Here is a 21,843-nt window from a genome sequence, read left to right as displayed (position 1 = left end):
GCTTTATATTCTGTCTTTTAACGGATAGGCCAATTCTCTTTTCGCTTCATTAACCACAAAACAGCTCTGTAACGAACCTACATTTTTAAGCTTTGCCAGTTTCTCTACAATTAGCTTATTGTAACCTGCCATATCACTTACCACAATTTTTAACAGGAAATCAAAAGCCCCTGTTGTATGGTAGCATTCTAATACTTCGGGAAAACGGATTACTTCGTTTTGAAACGCAATAAGTGCTTCGCCGCTATGGTCGTTTAACTGAACCTGAGTAAAGGATATCCAAAGTTCATCAAATTTGTTGCGGTCTATTAGTGTGACACTTCCGGTAATATATCCAAGATCTTTAAGCCGACTCACACGCTCAAACATAGTGCTGCTCCCCTTATGTAATTTAAGGGCTAATTCTTTATTAGTAAGCCTTGCGTCCTTTTGCAGCAGGCGAAGAATATCCAGATCGGTCTGATCTAAGATGGTTGTATTCATATAACCACGACAGCTTTATATACGTTTAGATGTGATACAAATAAAGAACATTCAGCTCATATTAACAAATGGAAGACAACAAAATTTGGGGATTACTTACAGTTTTTTTTAAGGGCAAAATTTAATTCTGATGATAAGGGCGCGTTATGAATAATTTGCGGATAAATCCAATATCCAAGGTTATAACAAATCAACTTTAGAACTTTAGCCCATGCAACCGCAGGCTGCAATGTGCTAAGCATGAGAGAAATCAAGATAGAGAAATCCTTTACTAAACGAGACCATGATTCCCTTCGCAGGTATCTGAATGATATTGCGGGGTATCCATTGTTGAGTGCAGAAGAGGAAGTAATGCTGGCACGTAAGATTCAGGCAGGAGATCTTTCAGCATTGCAAAGGCTTGTAAATTCGAATCTTCGATTTGTTGTTTCGGTAGCAAAAAAATACGAGGGACAGGGCTTGCCTCTTGCTGATCTTATTTCGGAAGGTAATGCTGGTTTGGTTAAAGCTGCCGAACGGTTTGATGAGAGCCGGGGGTTTAAGTTTATCTCTTTTGCGGTATGGTGGATCCGCCAGTCTATGATGATGGCCATTGGTACTTACAAGCGTATGATCAGACTTCCGATGAACCAGGTTAATGATATACAGGAATTGTGGCGATCGGAAATGGAGATGGAGCAGAAACTAGAACGGTTGCCTACCGATGAGGAACTTTCTGAATATACCGGAATAGCACTTGATAAATTAAAAGCCTATCAATACAGTCCGGGCCATGCAGTTTCTTTGGATACCGCAGGTGATGACGAAGAGAAACCTGGTTTGCTGGTGTTTCTTGAGGATACTTCTATAGATGCGCCAGATACAGTACTGCAATCTCAGGATCTAAAGTACAGCCTCAGGAAATTGTTAAATCAACTGCCAGACAGACAGCGCAGAATAATCCAGCTCAGTTTTGGACTGCAAGGTAACGAAGCAATGCACCTTGAAGACATTGCTGATCTTTTTGACCTTAGTAAAGAAAGTGTTAGAAAGATCAAATATCAAGCGTTACATAACCTTGGTAAGGAGGAGGGAGCAAAACGCCTCAGACAATATTTATAAATGAACATGAAACAGAAAGAATATATACTAATCATTGGTGCCCTTGGACAAATTGGAAGGGAGCTAACCGATGAACTACGAGAGAGATACGGAAAGGAAAATGTATTAGCTGCGGACATCAGACCCAAAGAAGATGTTTCTTTTGAGAAACAGCCTTATATACAATTAAATGTGATGGATAAGGAGGCACTTGAAAGCCTTATCGCTGAAAATAAGTTTACGCAGATCTATCATTTGGCAGCAATGCTTTCGGCAAGCGGAGAGCGTAATCCTCAGGCGGCCTGGACCCTGAATATGGAAAGCTTATTAAGTATTCTGGACTTATCTGTTAAATATAAAGTAGGAAAAGTTTTCTGGCCGAGCAGCATAGCTGTATTTGGCCCTGATTCTGCAAAACAAAATTGCCCTCAGCAGGGCGTTACTGAGCCAAGTACAATTTATGGTATCAGTAAGGCTGCCGGAGAGTATTGGTGCAAGTATTATTTTGAAAAACATGGACTTGATGTGCGCAGTGTGCGCTATCCGGGGCTTATTAGTTATACAGGTGCGCCGGGAGGTGGAACAACTGATTACGCTGTAGATATTTTTCACAGCGCAGTTAAGGGCGAAAAGTATACCTGCTTTTTGAAAGAAGATACGGCTTTGCCAATGATGTATATGCATGATGCAATACGTGCAACATTGGAGCTTATGGATGCTCCTTCGGAGTCTTTGTCTGTACGTACGGCTTATAACCTGAGTGCTCTGAGCTTTACTCCAAAAGAAATTTATGAACAAATAGCTAAAGAGGTGCCTGGATTTGAGATCTCGTACGTTCCTGATTTCCGTCAACAGATTGCCGACAGCTGGCCTCAAAGCATTGACGATAGTGTAGCGAGTAAAGATTGGGGTTGGAAACCTGCATTTGATTTGCAAAAAATGGTGAAAGATATGCTTAGTAATATTGAAGTATATCCATAAAGAAAATACAATTAGAAGTAATTGGTAAATTTAGGTTCAAAAGCAGGCAGTATCCGGATGGAGCGCCTGCTTTTTTTATGACTTTAAAAATGTTAATTTGTTTATAACATTTGCTAGAACCTGGGATAAGATTCGTTAAATTAGATTATAAAATAATTCAAGTCTGTTTTGACAAAAAAGTCCTGTGAGTGGGTGATCCGCGAAGGGCAGGCACAGCATACACAGAAGGTACAAAAGCCAGCTTCTTAAAGCCGGCTTTTGTGTTTATAAAACTTTGGCGGRCAAATTGCAATATGGTTCAATAAAAAACTGTTATTTGCTGGCCGCTAACAATGCAAGAATCAATAGAAGAAAAGATTTATCTTTTTCAAATGTTACTCGACAACGTTCCTGTTGTCATCTTCAGAATAAATAAAGAAGGCATATTTACGCGCTCGGTAGGCCTGGGTTTAAAGCTGTTTGGAGTTAAAGACAATGAGTCTGTAGGAAAAAATATCTTTGAATTGTACCCGGCTGTTGGCACCCGGATGCGTCGTGCACTGGCAGGCGAATCGCTTAAATTTATCACTGACATGGAAATTAAAGGGAGAGTTATACTCCTTGATGTTACACTTCGCCCGGATCCATTTGATTTGGGAGGTGTCATCGGTTCCATTTTAGACATCACTCAGCAAAACGATGTGGAGCAGGAACTAAGAAAGGCTAAGATAAAATTGGGGCAGACAGTTGAGTTGCTAAATACCGGAGAAGAAATAAGTAAGACGGGGGGATGGGAGTACGATATAGAAGCAGACCTGGTTTACAGAACAAAAAACATGAAGCTATTACTGGGGATTAATGAGGAAACAACTTCCCTAAATGATGCTGCAATTTTGTATGAAGACAATGGTGCAGAGTTAATTAGGGAGGGAATGAAAAATGCCATTGAAAATCAGTTGCCATATAATATTGAACTTATACCTAAGGGTACTCAGAAGTGTTTTAGGAGCATTGGTATTCCAATAGTTGAGAATGGTAAAACAATAAGAGTTGTTGGAGCTGTAACAGATATCACCGAAATAAAACAGGCAGAACGAGAGCTTCTGATGGCAAAACAAGTAGCCGAAAATGCGGCTCTGGCTAAACAACAGTTCCTCTCTAACATGAGCCATGAGATAAGAACCCCAATGAACGCGGTAATAGGTATGACCAATTTGCTATTGCAGGAAAACCCTAAGCCCGATCAGATAGATAGTTTAAAGATTTTAAAGTTCTCTAGTGAGAATCTTTTGGACCTGATAAATGATGTTTTGGATTATAGTAAAATAGAATCCGGAAAAATTTCATTTGAGCAGATTGACTTTAACCTAATAGAGCTGGTAAATAATGTTAAAGAAACGCATTGTTTGGCAGCAAAAGAAAAGGGGCTAAAGTTTAAAGTAAAGGTAGACTCAGATTTGCCAACTATGATAATTGGCGATCCAACAAGACTAACCCAGATATTGAATAACCTGGTAAGCAATGCCATTAAATTTACAAGTTCGGGTTCTGTTATTATTGATTTATCATTGAACAGGGCAGTGGGTAATTTGGTGGATATAGATTTTGCGGTAACAGATACCGGAATTGGTATTGATGCAGATAAGAAAGATTATATTTTTGAGAGTTTTACCCAGGCAAGTTCCGATACAAACAGAGTTTTTGGCGGAACAGGCTTAGGCCTTGCAATAACAAAAAAGATAATAGAGTTACTTGGTGGAAGTATTTCTGTTAAGAGTACTGTTGGCATGGGAGCTAGTTTTTTATTTAATCTGCAATTTAAGAAAAGCAAAAAGAAGGCAGGCGATATTTCTGTGCCTGGGGTAGTCTCTGATTTTTCGAGCCTTGCGGGTTATAAGATACTTTTGGTTGAGGATAACGAGATAAATGTAATTGTTGCCCGTAAGTTTATGCAAAAATGGGGGCTCCACATAGACTGCGCAGTAAATGGTACTGAAGCAGTTGAGAAGGTAATAGACAACCATTATGACCTTGTATTGATGGATTTGGAAATGCCAAAAATGGATGGATATGAGGCAACAAAAGTAATAAGGTCTATCGGCGATGATAAATTTAAGCAGCTTCCAATAATCGCTTTAACTGCATCTCTGCTCACAGAAATTAATAAACAGATTTTAGAAGCTGGCATTGATGATTATGTAGCAAAACCATTTAGTCCCACAGAGCTGCATTCTAAGATCAGACAATACCTGCATTGATTTTATGATCTCATAGGAACTCAAACCTACTCAATTTTTGTAATTTGCAATATAAATTGGTTCAGCAAATGAGAAGTATCATGTTAAAGGATTTTGGCAGTGTAGATAATTTGGTTTATACCGAGTTGCCAGTGCCATCAATAAACGATGGAGAAGTGCTTATACAAATAAAGGCCATTAGCATAAATCCGGTTGATGTTAAAACGCGCATAGGTAAAGGACGCGCCGCAAAGCTAAAAGACGAGAATCCTATTGTTCTGGGCTGGGATGTATCGGGGGTTGTTAGTTTATCTAAATCTTCATTGTTTAAAGAAGGCGATGAGGTATTTGGAATGATAAATTTCCCGGGACATGGGAAGGCCTATGCTGAGTATGCAGCTGCTCCTGCAAGTCATCTTGCTTTAAAGCCTGCTAATGTTACCCACGAAGAAGCTGCTGCGGCTACCTTAGCTGCCTTAACGGCATGGCAAGCGCTTGTTGATCATGCAAAAATAAAAAAGGGCGACCGTGTACTAATTCATGCGGCTGCGGGTGGGGTAGGAAACTATGCTGTGCAGATTGCAAAACATATTGGAGCTTATGTGATAGGAACTTCATCTGCTGCTAAAAGAGATTTTGTTTTAAGCCTGGGGGCTGATGAACATATTGATTATACAAGCCAGGCTTTTGAAGATGCTACAGGTAATATTGATTTTGTACTTGATGCAATTGGGGGCGAGAATATCGACAACTCTTTAAAAGTAATGAAAAAGGGAGGGACAATTATTAGCATTCCATCTGGACAAAATGATGCAGTAGCCGAAAAAGCTAAGGCACAGGGGATGATTGGTTATCCGATTATGGTACAATCCGATGGCGAGGAGATGAAAAAAATTGCCGCTTTATTGGAAAGTGGTGCCGTCAAATCTCATGTGTCGCAAGTATTTGATTTTGACCAGATGAAGGCAGCGCACCTCTCACTCGAAACCGGAAAAACTCAGGGAAAGATTGTTATTAAGGTTTAATACTCTAGTCTTTTTGTAGATTTTTTCTATCATATGGCTGTTTTTTACTTTCGTATGAAATATTTTTACCCTCGTCAGTACCGATTCAGCTACCTTTGCATGGACTAAGAGTACTAGAAATATGGTAAGATATGCATTATTGGCTGTTCTAACGGCCTTTTCTCTATTCTGCAATGCGCAGATTAATTTGCAACAAGGAAAATGGAAAGCAGTATTGCATCGGGCAGATGGAAACGAAATACCTTTTGAACTAGGAATTCAAAAGCAAGGTAATACTACAATTTGCTATGTGGTAAATGATACTGAACGACTTAAAACAGAAATGACATGGATCTCTAAAGATTCGCTTTTAATAAAAATGCCCGTATTCGAGTCGTCGTTTAGGGTTAAAATTATCAATAAGGACAGTTTAAATGGTGTATGGATAAAGGGCGGATCTGTTAAAGATCTGGTTATGCCGTTCTCTGCCACCTCAAAAGCCAGCCGTTTTCCAAAAGGAAGTGCCGGTAAGGTATCTGTTAAAGGGAAATGGAAGATTGAGTTTACCAGGGCTGATCAGTCTGAGCGACTGGCAATTGGAGAGTTCACGCAAAATGGTCAGAAAGTAGGTGGTTCAGTGCTAACTCCTTCTGGCGATTACCGTTATCTTGATGGCACCATAATCGGTGATTCCCTAATGATCTCAACTTTTGATGGTATACACGCGCTTGTTTTCTCTGCTAAAATTAAGGGAGATAGCATTAAGGGTACACTGTATAGCGGTGCTACGTCATTAGAAAAATGGACTGCCGTAAAAGACTCCAATGTTAAATTGGAAGCTCCGGTAACTGCGCTTAAGGAAGGAGAAAGTGGCCGACTGGATTTTAGTTTTAAAGACCTTGAAGGTAATGTGGTATCTATAAATGATAAAAGATTTAAAGATAAAGTGGTTGTTTTACAGCTAATGGGCTCCTGGTGCCCTAACTGTATGGACGAAATGGCTTTTTTAAGCGACTATTACCGCAAGAATAAAAACCGCGGTGTAGAGGTGATTGCACTAGCTTATGAATTAAGTACAGATGAGGCAAGGTCGAGAAAAAGCCTGCAAAAGTTTCAGCAACAGTTTAAGGTTGAATATCCAATGCTAATTACTGGCGTTACTGCCGGAGATCCTGAAAAAACAGAAAAGACTTTACCTCAGTTAACCGCCATTAAAGTTTTCCCTACAAGTATCATATTAGATAAAAAAGGCTTGGTGAATCATATTAACACTTCATTTTATGGCCCTGGTACCGGCGAGTATTTTGTGCAGTATAAAAAGGAATTTGAAGAGGTTATGAATACTTTGCTAAGTAAATAGACTAAGCTGTTTTTTGACAAAATCACTTAATGTTTTGACAAAAAATTACACTATTGATAATGAAAATCAAGCTTTCTTTGAAGTTGATCATTATTCAATTTAATCAGATTATGAAGAAGAGGTATTATTTTAACAGGCTAAACTGGATCCTATTAATAGGGCTTCAGTTGGTTGTTTGCGCGGGCTTACCAAACAGTAGTTCTGCTCAGATCTTTACCAATAAAAACTATGTTGAAATTAATCCTGGAGATACTGAAAAGGATATTGTAAAAAAAGCTGCTAATGTAGTCCCTGCCGCCCGGCAATTAAGGTGGCAGCAGTTAGAATTAACCGCTTTTATACACTTCGGGATAAATACCTTTACCAATAAAGAATGGGGGGATGGATCTGAAGACCCTAAAATATTTAATCCGAAAGATCTGGACGCGAGGCAGTGGGTTAAGGTTTGTAAGGAAGCCGGTTTTAAGCAAATTATTTTAACAGCAAAACACCACGATGGTTTTTGTTTGTGGCCAAGTAAATACACAGAACATTCTGTAAAAAATAGTCCCTGGAAAGAAGGGAAAGGAGATGTTGTAAAGGAAACCGCTGATGCATGTAAGGAATTCGGTATCGGATTTGGAATTTATCTGTCCCCATGGGATCGCAATTCGAAATATTTTGGTAGCATGGAATACAATAACTATTTCATTAACCAGCTTACGGAATTGTTAACTCAATATGGACAGATAGATGAAGTTTGGTTTGATGGTGCAAACGGCGAGGGCCCTTCCGGTAAAAAACAGGTTTATGAGTATAACAGATGGTATGAGTTGATTCGTAAACTGCAACCTAAGGCTACTATTGCGGTTTCAGGACCAGATGTAAGATGGGTAGGAACGGAAAGCGGCTATGGCAGGGAGACTGAATGGAGTGTTGTGCCTGGTGATGAACTAAAGACCGAAAAAATAGCTGAAAACTCGCAGCAGAAAGTTGAATTCGCACCGAGAGATATGATGGCAAATGACTTGGGCAGCAGATCAAAAATTGCAAAAGCAAAAAGTCTGGTATGGTACCCTGCAGAGATCGATGTTTCAATCCGTCCAGGATGGTTCTATCATACTACCGAAGACAAGGATGTTAAATCTCCGGAGAAATTAATGGATATCTATTACAGCTCGGTTGGAAGGAATGGCGTTTTGCTATTGAACATACCTCCAGATACCAGAGGCTTGATTAGTGATAGCGATATTAAGTCGTTGCAGGGTTTTAAGAAACAAAAGGACAATACATTTGCAGTAAACTTGCTGGCAGGTGCAGTAGTTAAAGGCAGCAATGCAAAAAAATCAAGTGTATTGTTTGATGGCAAAGATAATACAGTTTGGGCTACCAAACCTGGTGACAGTACGGTTGTTATTGATCTTAAATTATCAAAATCAAAGAAGTTTGATTTGTTGCTATTGCAGGAGAATTTGAGGATAGGACAGCGAGTAGAAAACTTTGTTTTAGAATATAAAGCAGGGGATGAGTGGAAGGAAGCTGCAAAAGGCACTACCATAGGTTATAAGCGCCTGTTGCGTTTTGCTCCTGTTACAGCTTCTGAAATAAGATTAAGGATTGTTTCATCGAGGTTAAATCCTGCTATTGCGGAAATAGGCCTTTATAAGCAGGCACCTAAAGAAGCAAGTAATTAAGATAATCTTAGAAAATGGTTTTCAAGATGATTGCGCATCGCATTTCTGAATAATTCAGGAGAACCGTTTTCCAGGATATCAACCAGCCCTTTGTGCGAAACAAACTTTCCATAAGTAGTTGGTTTCTTGAGCATGCCACTGTTGTTTACGTAGTCAAATATTGGGAGTAGCATTTTCTGAAATTTCTTCATGGTTTTGTTCCCCGTTATTTCATAAAGTTTGGAATGAAAGGCTATTTCATGATCAATTTCAAAAAGATAATCTTTGGCCATTGCCGGCTCATTTTCGACAATGGCTTTTAATTCTTTGATGTCCTTAGGTGTGATGTTTCGAAATAAGAAGTCGGCCATTCCAATTTCAAGTGTTAATCTTATCTCAAAGATTTCTTTTAAAGTTTCCTCGTCCAGAATATATGGGTTCATACTTTTGCTGAGTATGCCAAAAATATCAGGGCTTGTAATTACGGTGCCTTTTTTCTTTTTAGTGTCGATTAGGCCCATCATTCTTAATCGTAATAGCGCTTCTCTTACAACAGTTCTGCTTACACCCAAAGAAGAGCAAAGCTCGAGCTCGGTAGGAATACTATCTCCAATTTTAAGTTGTTTCGCCTGAAGAAGCTCAACAAGTTTTGTCTCCACGCGATCTACCAGGGAGCTTGTATCAATTTTCCGGATGGAGTTAAGTAAGTCCATTATTTTTCTAAATAGTTAAGTTCAAAGGACGAGAATTGGGCATTTGCTGTAGAGGCTCCTTTGAAATTTAGGCCAGGTCGCGGACTTCTATCCCATTGGGGAAGAAAATCTATTGAATATGCTTTATCATCTACGGATAATTCTTTCCAGTCTTTCGATTTTTGTCTCCAGTATACACGACAGGTGAAGTCAGGTTTTACCAGCATTTTTAATTGAATAGGGGTTTCAGGATTGTCAATTGTAGCTATATTTAAAACAGTTTCTTTATTATCCTTTACCATCCAGAACTGAACTTTATTGCCTACTACTCCAATGCCTGTTGCGGCATTTGCATCTCCATAAACTACCAGGCCTTTTAAAGCGTTGTTGCGATTCACAACGGTCGTGGTCATTTCGTAGTTCAAATGAGCGGGACGGATAGTTAGCGCAATACCAGCATTGTTTTCTTTTTTAATATTGCCTGATAAATAAAGGTTCCCTTTTTGTTGTGCTAATTTAGGTGTGGAGTTTCTGAAATCCCATTGCCACTCTACAGATGGATTTTGTGTAGAGAAATTAGCCTTGAAATTATTGGCTGACGGGTTACCTGGCGCAGGTGATAATTCTTTGAACTCTGGCCACTCATTTTTGCCTGACCAAGTTAGCTCTGCAAGCATACCTTGGCGTCCGGTGAAAACACTGCTGGCTTTATTATAAGCATGGTAAATGTAGTAGTATTTCCCATCAGGACTGTTTACAAAAGTGCCATGTCCGGAGCATTTCCACCATTCATTTTCATATAATAGTGGGTTTTTTGGATGGTTTTCATATGGTCCCCGAAAGGTTTTAGATCTGGCGACTCTAACATTATAATCGCATTTACTGCCACAGCAATTTCCAACAGAGTAGAACATGTAATAATAATCGTCTTTTTTAAGGAAGCTTTGTCCTTCAAGACCGATGCCCTTCTCGTCTTTCATCATTGTAAATGCATCGCCAATTAAGGATAGTCCATCGTTAGCCAGCTTACTGCCAAGTATTTCTATTGGCCTACCGTCTAAACCATAGGCTTTCCAGGTTATGTATAGCTGGCCTTTGTCGTTAAATACGAACGCATCTATAGCTTCTTTACCATACTCAATAATGATTCCGTGATCTTTGAAATCTTTATCAGGATATTTGGAAGTGGCCACTCCGATGCAAGAAACACCGTCTTTTTTACGTCGTGCCGTGTAATATATAAAATAGGTTTTATTGTGGTAATAATATTCTGGAGCCCAGAAAGAAGCATTTGCCCAATCAGGAGCTTGTTTGAAAACATAGCCTGTTTGTTTCCAGGTTTTTAAATTGGTGGATTTAAATATTGGAAAGTGTGGGCCCCACTCTGAGGAAGTACCGATGGAATAGTATTCATTGCCTTTTCGGATAATTGAGGGGTCGGCAAAATCTCCTGGGATAACTGCTGTTATTTCCTGGGCAAATAAAGGCTGTACAACTGCTGTAAATTGGATTACAGCTAAAAAAAGCAGGTATTTAAAAAGTAATCTCATAATGCAAGATAGAATTTTACCTTAATTTTTTAACGGTTTATTATGCGTACATTGTGAGTTAATTGAAAAATCATGGAAATTAAGGAGTTAACCGAGTCATTAGGGGCGGCAAAGACGAGTTTGGCAGATCAACAACGTAACTTGAAACAAGTTCAAAATCTCGTTAATGACCTGGGAAAGGAAACTCAGACATTTGAAATAAAACTCGAAATATCTGATCTGAAGAAAGATGTTAATAACCAAACAACTTTAATTGAAGAGAGAGAAAAAGAAATATCTGAACTTGAAGCAAGCATTGCGCTTCTAAAGTAAAACGATGGAGAAATTCATATTATCAGCCTATATCCATATCTGATATATAAATTTTTTGTCCTAAATTGTATAAAATATGTCCTTTGAGACAAATATATTACCCTGTATATTTGTTATATGAATGACGATGAATCTGCTCTCATTAGGAATCAGTTAAAGAAAAAAGTGGTAATCGTACCGATGTCTGGTCGTACCTTACTCCATTTTTCGGGTCCTGTAGATGTTTTTACCAATGCAGACAAGTGTTTATACTTATCTGGTTCTAAACATGGTTATGATGTTGTAATCGCATCTCCAACCTTAAAGAAGCACATACCGACTTTAGCTGGGGCGGAACTGGTTTGCCAGCAGAGTGCCCTGGAAATTACAACACCTATCGACATTGTTATCGTAGCTGGAAATGACTTTCAAACTTTAGGAAAATCAGAATACGCTACTTTTTGTAATTGGCTATCGACCATCAATGAAAAAAGTAACAGCAGGATTGGGTCAGTTTGCGGTGGTGCTTTTGTTTTAGCTGAAGCAGGATTGTTAAATGGAAAAAAAGCAACCACACATTGGCAGTTGAGTGATCGGTTAAAGAAAGAGTACCCACTTGTTGAGGTCAATACTAATCCATTTTATATGGGGGATGGGAGGATATATACTTCAGGAGGGGTCTCTTCAGGCATAGATCTCGCTCTTGCTTTAGTAGAGGAAGATCACGGCAAGGATATCGCTATTCAAGTAGCACGCAAATTGGTGTTTTACTTGTCGAGACCTGGTTTTCAGGCCCAGTTTGGCAACCTATTGCCAGCTTACGAAAGCACCAATATTGCACAGAAATTATACGGATGGCTTAATGAGAACCTGGCTCAGCCTTTGGATGTAACGCGGATGGCCGAACATTTAAATATGAGCCCAAGGAACTTTACGAGGGTTTTTCATAAGCAAACAGGTTTGCCACCTGCCAAGTTCATAGAAAAGCTAAGGGTGGAAATGGCCAGGAAATATTTGGAAGATACCGATGTTTCTATTGAAAGTATAGCTGAAAAATGCGGGCTTAATAATCTTGTCTCCATGAGGCGTACATTTCTGAGGCATTTAATGACTACACCATCCGATTATCGCCGCGCATTCAGGACATCACTTCAATCGCCTGGCATTAATGATAGTTCTCAATCGAATTTATATAGAACAAATTAATCACAACAACATGAAAATAGCAATTAACGGATTCGGCCGCATCGGCAGAATGACCCTTAGGGCATTACAAAATAGACCAGAAATAGAAGTTGTCGCAGTAAATGACCTTACAGACATCAAAACACTTACCCACTTACTTAAATATGATACGGCACATGGTCGGTTCCCCGGAGAGGTAACCAGTGATGGGGATATGATCATTGCAAATGGAAAACGCATACAGTTATTGAGTGAAAAAGATCCTGAAAAGCTTCCATGGAAAGACCTGGCGATAGATGTGGTAATAGAATCAACAGGCAGGTTTACCGATAAGGGTTCTGCACAATCACATATCCATGCAGGTGCAAAAAAAGTATTGATTACAGCACCTGCCACAGGAGGGGTGAAAACGATTGTACACGGGGTGAATAATGAGCTGATAGGGGACGACCTGATCTATTCTACAGCATCGTGTACCACAGGCAGCATTGCCCCAATATTAGCAATTCTTGATAAGGAATTTGGTGTCGAATCTGGGTATATGGTAACTGTTCATGCATTTACTGCTGATCAAAACTTGCAAGATGCACCTCATAAAGACCTAAGAAGAGCACGCGCAGCATCATATTCTATTATCCCTACCACTACGGGTGCCGCCAAAGCTATTGGTGATGTGCTTCCTAACTTAAAAGGTAAAATGGATGGATATTCTTATCGTGTTCCGGTAATTGATGCATCTATCGTGGATTTATCGGTAAATTTAAATAAGGAGGTGTCTGCCGATGAATTGAATAACTTATTTAAATCCTATGCAGGAAGCACTTTTAAAGGTATACTGGAATATACAGAAGAACCGATGGTATCTTCAGATATTTTAGGAAACACACATTCTTCGATTGTAGATGGTAGTTTGACCAAAACTAACGGTAAATTGGTTAAAGTGGTCGCCTGGTATGATAATGAAGTTGGAATTTCCAACAGGATTGCAGAGCTGGTTAGTTTGCTGTAAAAACACCAGAAAAAGGAAAGGCCAGCAAATGAGCGTACACTTGCTGGCTTTTTCTCTATTTTACTACAGTAGCTTCTAGTTCGACTGTTAGGGTTGCAAAAAGACCTTTGACTTCCAGTAAGGTTGTAGCTTGCCTTATGCCATACTTCTGCAAAAAATCCTTGTATACGTCTGTGCATGTACTAAAAAATTCTTGTACAGAAGTGGTGTAAAGATTCAAACGGACGATGCCGGCACAATCATATCCGGCGCTGTGAATAAGTTCTTCCAGGTTTTTAACAGTAAGGGCAGGTATGACAAGAATGGAGTTATGCTAGACTTCGAAGCAATTTATTAATTTACAATTGTCATCTCCTTTGGTTACCAAAGGAGATGACAATTGTAAATTGCCCAAAAAAGGGCCAATGAGTCTAAAAGTAACTTAAAATTTGAAAGAGAAGTTAGCTACAAAGTTTCTGGTAAATTGGGGGTTTCCTACCAAATCCCAGTATTCTACATTAGAGATGTTGTTTAATTTAAAACCAAATTTCCATTTCTCCTTTTGGTAAGAAACAGCGGCATTAATAATATGATACGCCGGAATGGTATAAGTATTGCTTGAATTAAGATACGAATCGCCAATATAATTTCCTCCAAAACCCACTCCAATACCTTTAATACTTTCAAAAGGCAGACGATAGTTCAGCCAATAGTTAACGATATGTTTGGGTGCTTGAGTCGCAAGCTTACCTTCGTATGCATCAGCCTTAGTATATTTATTTTCATTATATCCGTATCCGGCTACAATACTCAGGCCGGTTAGAGGGTTAGCAGTAAGCTCTACTTCTACTCCCTTGCTCACTTGCTTGCCATCCTGAAAACTATATAGTGCATCATCTGTACGCAAAGCATTGTCGATACCAATATGATAGTAGCTAATACTCCCACCAAGCACGCCGCCCGGTAATTCGGCTTTTACACCGCCTTCCATTTGGTTGGCAAAAACGGGTTTAGGTTTAAACAGACTGCCATCAGGCTGTTCAAGTGGACCCTGGTTTTGAAAACCATTCATAAAGTTCCCAAATAAAGATACTTTGTCTTTCACCAGCTGATACACAACTCCTAGCTTGGGAGAAAGTGATGGCTGAACAAAGCCCCCTTCGTAGGTTTGTTTAAAACGATCAAAACGCAAGCTTAACATGGTAGACAAACGGCCGGTCCAGTTGATCACGTCAGAAACGTATGCACCAAAAGAGTTTCCTCCGTATGCATCAGTAGATGAGGCTATTGAATTATCTGCCAAAAGACCGGTTACCCTGCTCAGGCCCGATTTTTCGAAAGGCTGGGTAATGTCTATTTCGTCGAGTTCAAGGGCTTTGTAAGTAAGTGTTTCATCGTTGAATTCATAACTGGCACCAATCAATATGTTATGATGAATTTTACCGGTATTAAAGCTTCCGTTAAAATTCTGTTGGATATTTGCGTAAGTTCTTTCTCTTGGACCAAAATGCCTGATACTGGTTTTGGCCGTGGTTGCATTAGTCCATTCTACATAAGGTTGATAGCTGTGGTTTAAAAATTCATTTACATGAGATACGCCTGTAGTTGATGTCCAGTTTTTACTAATCTGATACTTGGCCTGTCCAAAATATTTTGTGGCCTCTGCGTCGCTAAGCAGATCATTCTGGAAAAAAGATTTTTTAAAGCCAAGCGGAATATCTTTTGCAGATTTAAAAGGCACTTGATCTCCAAAAAGTAATGTATATGCCAGGCGGTTTGCATCACTGTTAAAATATTCAAAATCGAACAGGAATGAAAGGCGGTCGCTGGCCTGGTAAGATAGACTGGGGCTAATAACGTATCTTTTATTTTTGCCATATTCGTTTGAACTGTTTTGCTGATGCTTTACGGCATTGAATCTCAGTAATACTGTTTTTTCATTATTTAGTGGTGTATTCAGATCAATAGTAGCCCTGCTTAGATCAAAGCTTCCCATGCTATAATCTATCTCGCCTCCAAAGGCTGCATAAGGTTTTTTGGTGACCAGATTTATTGCACCACCAAATGTGGATATTTGCGAGCCAAACAGCGTACCTGATGGACCTTTAATTAATTCTACGCGTTCCAGATTTGCTATTTCTGTTCCAGATCTGTAAACTGATGTTGCCATTCCATTCCTTGCGTAATCGAAGTTGGTGAAGCCTCTGAATAAGACAGCAAAGCTTCCGGTAACATATTCAGTTGGCGCAACGCCGGGGGCAGCCCTGAAAACCTCCTTAACGTCGGTCATCAGCTGTTCTTTCATTAACTCCTTGCCGACAACGTTATATACTTGCGGATTCTCGAGATTTTTTAATGGCATCCGGGCAACATAATCGGTTTCCTTATTTGTTTGCCGGCTGTTGCTGTTTACAACAACCTCCTGTAATTGCCGGTTGTCTTCTGTCAAAGTAAAATTGACTACGCTGGTTTCTCCGGCTGTTACTGTTACTGTGCTTTTTTGTGTGAGAAGCCCGGTAAAACTTGCAGTTAACGTATAAGTTCCTGCAGGAACTTTGTTTATGGTATAATTGCCAGCTTCGTTTACTACGCTGGCCTTATTTGTTCCGGCCAGAACAACATTTACAAATTCAGCAGGTTTACCATCAGAAGTGGTTACTGTGCCTTTAATGGTACCAGTTTGGGCAAATGCCTGCACTGTAAGGATAGATAAAAATAGAGTTAGAGATTTAAGCATACATATTAAATTTTATTTAGACTTATTATAAATAGTTGCAAATATATAAACATTTGGATTTCTAACATTGTAATTCTAATTTTTAAATTTCTTTATCCTAAAGGATCCCTTCACTCGTTTAGTTATTGATGAACACTAAAATTGAATGGATAGGCAACAAGCAAAAGAATTAGTTGAAAGATATTTTGTGAATAAGAGCAAATTCAGGTTAGTACAAGCGCTTATTGAGTTAGGCATGGTTTAACCTACTTTGCAGATAAAGAAAAGCAGAAAAAAGATCCCGGTTATGGCTATAAAAATGCAAACACGACTTGTTAGATAAGTTTTCATGATGTTTGTAATTTAGGTTTTACTTAAGCTTTATATTCACAGATACGTTAGCGGCTTTTAAATAGTTGCCTGCTTTTGGAAGTTCCGTGGATTTAAAGTCATATAGTGATTAGAAAATGAAGTTTCGCTTAAATAGGGTGTAGTTTTGCAGCCTACTTTTAAGCAATATGAAAAAATTACTGAACACCATTCCTTTTTCTGTATTAGATCTTGCAACTGTTGTTGAGGGCAAGACCCCAGCCGATACCTTTAAGAAAAGTTTAGACCTTGCCCGCCATGCTGAAGATTGGGGGTATAACCGGTATTGGTTGGCCGAACATCATAATATGATTAGTGTTGCCAGTTCAGCAACATCGGTAGTAATAGGCCACATAGCCGGTGGAACAAAAAAAATAAGAGTAGGTGCTGGTGGTATAATGTTGCCGAATCACTCGCCTTTAATTATAGCTGAACAATTTGGTACTCTTGCTTCACTATATCCTGATAGAATAGATTTAGGATTGGGAAGAGCACCAGGCACAGATCAGGCAACGGCCGCGGCAATTAGAGGTGAGCGTATGCATGCTGCTCAGGATTTCCCGGGAGATGTACTGAGGTTACAAGCCTATTTATCGCCAGATAATCACAGAAGTAATGTAAGGGCAATTCCTGGTGAAGGACTTGATATTCCGATATGGATATTGGGATCGAGTACTGATAGTGCACATTTGGCTGCCGCATTGGGTTTGCCGTATGCCTTTGCAAGTCATTTTGCCCCGGCTCAGTTCCTTACGGCAATAAATATATACAGAAAGAACTTTAAACCTTCTGAGCATTTGGCTGCACCATATGTATTGGCTTGTGTAAACGTTGTTGCTGCAGATACTGATGCGGAGGCTAATAAACTTGCCACTTCGTTGTATCAATTGTTTAGAGGAATTGTAACCGGAAAGCGCAGACTTTTGCAACCTCCTGTTGATAGCATGGAGGGAATATGGACAGATTATGAGGAAGAGCAGGCAGGACAAATGCTGGCTTGTACTTTTACAGGAAGCAAGGAAACGATAAAAGCGGATTTGCAGCAATTTCTGGATCAGACAGAAGTTGATGAGATTATGGCTACGTCACATATTTTTGATCATAATGCCAGATTACGCTCTTATGAATTGTTGGCTGAAGCTTTTAGCCGATAAAAAGGAGCATTTCACCGCTTCCCGTTTGCAGATAATCTAATTTCTATTGATAAAAAGTGTAACAAAACCGATTTTGCGCAGACTAATTGAAGAAATAAAATTTTTATGAAACGAATTATACTACTATTTGCGGGATTGGGGTTAATGCTGAATGCTAATGCGCAGTTTTCTTTGGGTGGGGCACCACAAAAACCTAAAGTGACTGGACGTATTACAGCATTGATTTTAGACTCGCTTACCAAAAAACCTATTGACTATGCAACAGTATCATTAATAAAAACAGCTGATAATAAATCTGTAAATGGAGGAGTAACTGATGAGAAAGGTAAAATAGTTTTGCAAAATGTTGCGCCCGACCAATATAAGCTTTCTATTGGGTTTATGGGCTATAAAACAAAATCTATATCGGTTAAGACGAGCCCGGAAAAACCTGATTTAAACGCAGGAACTATTTATGTAAGCCCTACAGAAAGTAACCTGAAAGAGGTTGCAATTGTGGGAGAAAAATCTTTGATTGAGAATAAGGTTGATAAATTGGTTTACAATGCTGAGGCCGACATTACCAATGCCGGTGGAGATGCAACTGATGTAATGCGTAAAGTACCTATGCTTTCTGTTGACATAAACGGAAATGTGCAGTTGCGCGGAAGTGCAGTTCGTGTTTTGATAAATGGAAAACCCTCAGGAACAATGGCAAACAGTGTGGCTGATGCTTTGAAAATGATTCCTGCTGAGCAGATCAAAAGTGTGGAAGTAATTACAAGCCCTTCTGCAAAATACGATGCTGAAGGCTCGGGTGGTATCATCAATATCATCACAAAAAAGAAAACTGCTGAAGGTGTCAGTGGAAGTATAAATACATCGGCCGGTACACGTTCAAATAATGGCGCGTTTAATTTAAATGCTAAAACAGGCCGTTTATCGTTAACAGGTAATCTAGGTGTAAATCATGCTTATCCACAGAATTCGAAGGTTGTTGTGTTTAATAGTTCTGTTGTAGATGGGGTTACAAATACCGTTTCGCAGAATGGTTTTTCTAAATGGTCCAGAGTTGGATACAACGGGAGTGCTGGTTTGGATTATGATTTTAACAGTTACCACAACATTAGTTCTACGGTTAAATTTAACAGATTCTCTAATGGAGGGCCAGGCAGCTCTGATATATTGACCAATAATGTTTTTTCTCAGAATATTAGAGATATGGATATGGGGTTCAATAACATGGACTGGAACGTAGATTACAGGAAAACAAGTAAAAAGGAAGGTGAAGAATTGAGTGTTTCTGCACAGCTTTCGCGAGGAAGAAATACCAGTGATTTTACCAATAGATTTGTAAGCGAGGGTGTGCCAGATTTTACTTTAATTGGAGGCAATACGGGTAAAAATAATGAGTACACTTTGCAAACTGATTATACTTATCCTTTTAGTAAAACAACCACACTTGAAACCGGGTTGAAAGGTATTTTTAGGAACATTATAAGTGACTATGATCAGAATGCCCAGGATTTTGACTACGATCAGAATGTAGGTTCTGCTTATGGTGTGCTTGGTTTTAAACTAACTAAAAAAATTACTGCCAAAGCCGGTTTAAGAGCTGAGTATACTAAAATTGATGGATTGGCTGGTAACATTTTGCCCTTTAAAAATGACTATTTTAACCTGTTCCCGAGCTTAGTTTTATCGCAGACTTTAAAGGGGATGACCACTGTTAAGGTGAGTTATAACCGCAGGATACAGAGACCTAGTTTGTTTTATTTGAATCCTTTTAGAAATGAAAGTGATATTTATAATCCGATGCAGGGTAACCCTGAATTGTCGCCAGAGTTGAGTGATAACATTGAAGTGGGATACTCAACCTTTATTAAAGGTTCTGTAATTAATGCCTCAGTATTTTACCGCAATACAAAGAATGTGATTGAAAGTTTTATCAGTCCGATTGTAGAAGATGGGGTAAACAAAAACTTAACATCTTATACCAACGTAGGTACCAGTCAATCGTATGGTTTTAACGTTTTCGGTTCATACAACCCTAAACCGAAATGGACCTTAATGGCCAATTTTGGAATGAATACCTACGATGTAAGCAATGCAAATAATAATATAAATACCGGAACTTTTGTTAATTATACTGCTTTTGCCAGATCAGCATATGCTTTGACTGGAGGGTGGAGTACTGAACTTTGGGGGGTAATTAACTCGCCAAGAAGGACTTTTCAGGGAAAAACTGATGCAATGTATTTTTATGGTGGTGCCGTGAAAAAAGAGATTCTTAATAAAAAAGCAACTATTGGCTTAAATGTATTGAATCCGTTTAGCAGAGATTTGAATATTAAGACTGTAAATAATACTGCAACATCAACACAGAATACTGATATCCATTATCCGTTGCGCTCTTTTGGTTTAAACTTTAGCTATAACTTTGGTAAGCTTAAGTTTACTCAAAAGAAATCTATTAAAAATGACGACTTGAAGAAAGAAGAGCAAGGCGGAATGGGAGGTGGTGTGCAATAATTGATATTGCGAATTGCAAATTGTGTAAAGTTGCCGTCATCTCGACGATAGGAGAGATGACGGACTAACGAGGTAGCGAGATGATGGGGATCTTAATTCTTTTTTACCGTTTTAAGAATCATTAGGTTTTGCGGATTCATATTGTACCCACTAATGTTATTTTGCGTCATAATTACTGATTGATCATAATAAATGGGAACTATGTTTGCATAATCAATTACCATTTGATCCATTTTTTGATAAAGAAGATAGCGTTTTGCATTATCGCTAACATAGTAACTTTGTTCAAATAACCTGTCAAAATCGTTATTGTAGTAGGCTGTGTAATTTGGACCATTAGGGACTTTGTTTTTAGAATAAAACATGGCAAGATAATTCTCGCCATCCGGATAGTCTGCTATCCAGGAACCTCTGAAAAAATTCACTTCGTTTTTTGACATGAGGTCCCTTAAGCTTGCATTGGGGCTTACATCTACTTTTACCTTAATACCGATTGCGGCCAATTCACCTTGTATGAATTCTATAAGATCTTTATAAGTAGTAGAAGTGCTGAGGGTAACCTGTGGCATCCCTTTGCCATTTGGAAAGCCGGCTTCTGCTAACAGCACTGCAGCTTTTTCTGGTTCATAGTGATACCCCTTTACTGCTGTGCTGTCAAACCCGGGCATGCCTTGAGGAATGAAGCCAGAAGTTGCCGGTATGCCTATGCTGTTACGTAAATATTTGATTAGTTTAGGCTTATCAATGGCGTAATTTATGGCCTGCCTTACTTTTTTGTATTTTAATGGAGAGCGTTTGGCAATGGCTATATTGGTGTCGACAAGTATTCCTACATACTCTGTGCAAAGGTAAGGGCTCTTTCTGAGGTTGAATTTGCCTTTATATTTTGCAGTCATCTTTCCGCTTTTTGTTAAGATGTCATCGCGATAGCTGCCGTCTACCTTGTCAAAGAAGTCGAGATCCTTTTTAAGGAAGTTCATGAATGCGCTTTGCTTATCTGTGATAAAGGAGACCTTTACTGCGTCGAGATAAGGTAGTTTGGTATTGCCTGCTTTTTCCCAGTAATTTTCATTTTTGAGCAATACCAGTATTTCATCTTCTTTCCAATATTTAAACTTAAAAGGCCCTGTTCCAATTGGATGGCTTCGAAAATCTTTGCCATAATGATCTACAACTTCTTTTGGCACTACCGAACAATATTGAGTGGTAAGTAATTTCATAAAAGCAGGGAATGGCTTTATGAGTTTAACCTGAAAAGTGCTGTCATTTATTGCTACAAAATTATTGATGTCTTTTACTTTGTCGCTAAATATCCAGCCACCTGAAGACGCAACTTTAGGATCGATGAGACGGTAAAAGCTATAAACAAAATCAGCAGCTATGGCTTTTCTGCCTTTTCCGTTGGGGAAAATGGGGTCGTTGTGAAAATACACATCGTTGCGGAGGTTAAAAGTATATGTTAGTCCATCTGTAGATATTTGCCATGTTTTTGCGATACAAGGCATTATGTTAAGGTTACTGTCAACCTGTACCAATCCATTAAATACCTGATTAATCATCCATAAAGCATTTTGGTTGCGTGCAAAAGCGGGATCCAGAGAGGTTAAATTC

The 21,843-nt window shown here is 39.0% G+C and carries 17 protein-coding genes; 11 read left to right on the top strand and 6 right to left on the bottom strand.

What is annotated here, in order from left to right:
* Nucleotides 1-3: 3 nt before the first annotated feature.
* Complete coding sequence (locus AC1DG9_RS05845; protein ID WP_172659032.1) at nt 4-483, bottom strand: Lrp/AsnC family transcriptional regulator; 480 nt, start codon at nt 481-483, stop codon at nt 4-6.
* Between the two features lie 240 nt (nt 484-723).
* On the opposite strand from AC1DG9_RS05845, the gene AC1DG9_RS05840 reads away from it, so the two are divergent.
* From AC1DG9_RS05840 to AC1DG9_RS05815, 6 genes are all read left to right on the top strand, one after another.
* Nucleotides 724-1,584 carry a sigma-70 family RNA polymerase sigma factor gene (locus AC1DG9_RS05840; protein ID WP_288883208.1) on the top strand — a complete coding sequence of 287 codons (861 nt, stop codon included), beginning with the start codon at nt 724-726 and terminating at the stop codon, nt 1,582-1,584.
* 6 nt (nt 1,585-1,590) lie between these two features.
* Nucleotides 1,591-2,544 (top strand): NAD-dependent epimerase/dehydratase family protein, encoded by a 954-nt coding sequence (locus AC1DG9_RS05835; protein ID WP_246269348.1) that lies wholly within the window; start codon nt 1,591-1,593, stop codon nt 2,542-2,544.
* Between the two features lie 332 nt (nt 2,545-2,876).
* A complete protein-coding gene (locus tag AC1DG9_RS05830) occupies nt 2,877-4,781 on the top strand; it encodes a hybrid sensor histidine kinase/response regulator (protein WP_288883207.1) in 1,905 nt (634 codons plus the stop codon).
* Nucleotides 4,782-4,849: 68 nt separating this feature from the next.
* Nucleotides 4,850-5,785 carry an NADP-dependent oxidoreductase gene (locus AC1DG9_RS05825; RefSeq protein ID WP_172659036.1) on the top strand — a complete coding sequence of 312 codons (936 nt, stop codon included), beginning with the start codon at nt 4,850-4,852 and terminating at the stop codon, nt 5,783-5,785.
* A 121-nt stretch (nt 5,786-5,906) separates the two neighbouring features.
* A complete protein-coding gene (locus tag AC1DG9_RS05820) occupies nt 5,907-7,124 on the top strand; it encodes a redoxin domain-containing protein (RefSeq protein ID WP_288883206.1) in 1,218 nt (405 codons plus the stop codon).
* Between the two features lie 59 nt (nt 7,125-7,183).
* Nucleotides 7,184-8,797: an alpha-L-fucosidase gene (locus AC1DG9_RS05815; RefSeq protein WP_477612368.1), complete on the top strand. Its 1,614-nt coding sequence runs from the start codon at nt 7,184-7,186 to the stop codon at nt 8,795-8,797.
* On the opposite strand, the gene AC1DG9_RS05810 is transcribed toward AC1DG9_RS05815, so the two are convergent.
* Nucleotides 8,794-9,489: a FadR/GntR family transcriptional regulator gene (locus tag AC1DG9_RS05810; protein WP_172659039.1), complete on the bottom strand. Its 696-nt coding sequence runs from the start codon at nt 9,487-9,489 to the stop codon at nt 8,794-8,796. The genes AC1DG9_RS05815 and AC1DG9_RS05810 overlap by 4 nt on opposite strands.
* Nucleotides 9,489-11,018 (bottom strand): glycoside hydrolase family 43 protein, encoded by a 1,530-nt coding sequence (locus tag AC1DG9_RS05805; protein WP_337717458.1) that lies wholly within the window; start codon nt 11,016-11,018, stop codon nt 9,489-9,491. Before AC1DG9_RS05805 ends, AC1DG9_RS05810 begins: the two co-directional genes overlap by 1 nt.
* A 72-nt stretch (nt 11,019-11,090) precedes the next feature.
* Here AC1DG9_RS05805 and AC1DG9_RS05800 point away from each other — a divergent pair, with 72 nt between their 5' ends.
* The 3 genes from AC1DG9_RS05800 to gap all read left to right on the top strand — a co-directional run bounded on the left by AC1DG9_RS05800 (nt 11,091) and on the right by gap (nt 13,503).
* Nucleotides 11,091-11,330, top strand: a complete 240-nt coding sequence (locus AC1DG9_RS05800) for a hypothetical protein (RefSeq protein WP_172659041.1) — start codon at nt 11,091-11,093, stop codon at nt 11,328-11,330.
* A gap of 117 nt (nt 11,331-11,447) precedes the next feature.
* Complete coding sequence (locus AC1DG9_RS05795; RefSeq protein WP_337717461.1) at nt 11,448-12,515, top strand: GlxA family transcriptional regulator; 1,068 nt, start codon at nt 11,448-11,450, stop codon at nt 12,513-12,515.
* A gap of 10 nt (nt 12,516-12,525) precedes the next feature.
* Entirely contained in the window at nt 12,526-13,503 is a 978-nt protein-coding gene (gene gap / locus AC1DG9_RS05790) for a type I glyceraldehyde-3-phosphate dehydrogenase (protein ID WP_337717463.1), read from the top strand.
* Nucleotides 13,504-13,558: 55 nt separating this feature from the next.
* Here gap and AC1DG9_RS05785 read toward each other — a convergent pair whose 3' ends face one another.
* Both AC1DG9_RS05785 and AC1DG9_RS05780 read right to left on the bottom strand, forming a co-directional pair.
* Complete coding sequence (locus tag AC1DG9_RS05785; RefSeq protein WP_216854297.1) at nt 13,559-13,774, bottom strand: Rid family hydrolase; 216 nt, start codon at nt 13,772-13,774, stop codon at nt 13,559-13,561.
* Between the two features lie 150 nt (nt 13,775-13,924).
* Nucleotides 13,925-16,219: a TonB-dependent receptor gene (locus tag AC1DG9_RS05780; protein WP_337717465.1), complete on the bottom strand. Its 2,295-nt coding sequence runs from the start codon at nt 16,217-16,219 to the stop codon at nt 13,925-13,927.
* Nucleotides 16,220-16,716: 497 nt separating this feature from the next.
* Between AC1DG9_RS05780 and AC1DG9_RS05775 the strand changes: the two genes are divergently transcribed.
* Nucleotides 16,717-17,721 (top strand): LLM class flavin-dependent oxidoreductase, encoded by a 1,005-nt coding sequence (locus tag AC1DG9_RS05775; RefSeq protein WP_337717467.1) that lies wholly within the window; start codon nt 16,717-16,719, stop codon nt 17,719-17,721.
* A 105-nt stretch (nt 17,722-17,826) separates the two neighbouring features.
* Nucleotides 17,827-20,232 carry a TonB-dependent receptor gene (locus AC1DG9_RS05770; protein ID WP_172659046.1) on the top strand — a complete coding sequence of 802 codons (2,406 nt, stop codon included), beginning with the start codon at nt 17,827-17,829 and terminating at the stop codon, nt 20,230-20,232.
* A 92-nt stretch (nt 20,233-20,324) separates the two neighbouring features.
* Here the strand turns inward: AC1DG9_RS05770 and AC1DG9_RS05765 are convergent.
* Nucleotides 20,325-21,843 (bottom strand): ABC transporter substrate-binding protein (locus tag AC1DG9_RS05765; protein WP_477634399.1); only part of this gene is annotated, 1,519 nt, incomplete at its 5' end.

The sequence above is a fragment of the Pedobacter sp. 05L430 genome (genome assembly GCF_056397585.1).
The sequence above is the reverse complement of the archived record's forward strand: the minus strand, read 5'-3'. Positions and strand labels throughout refer to the sequence as shown.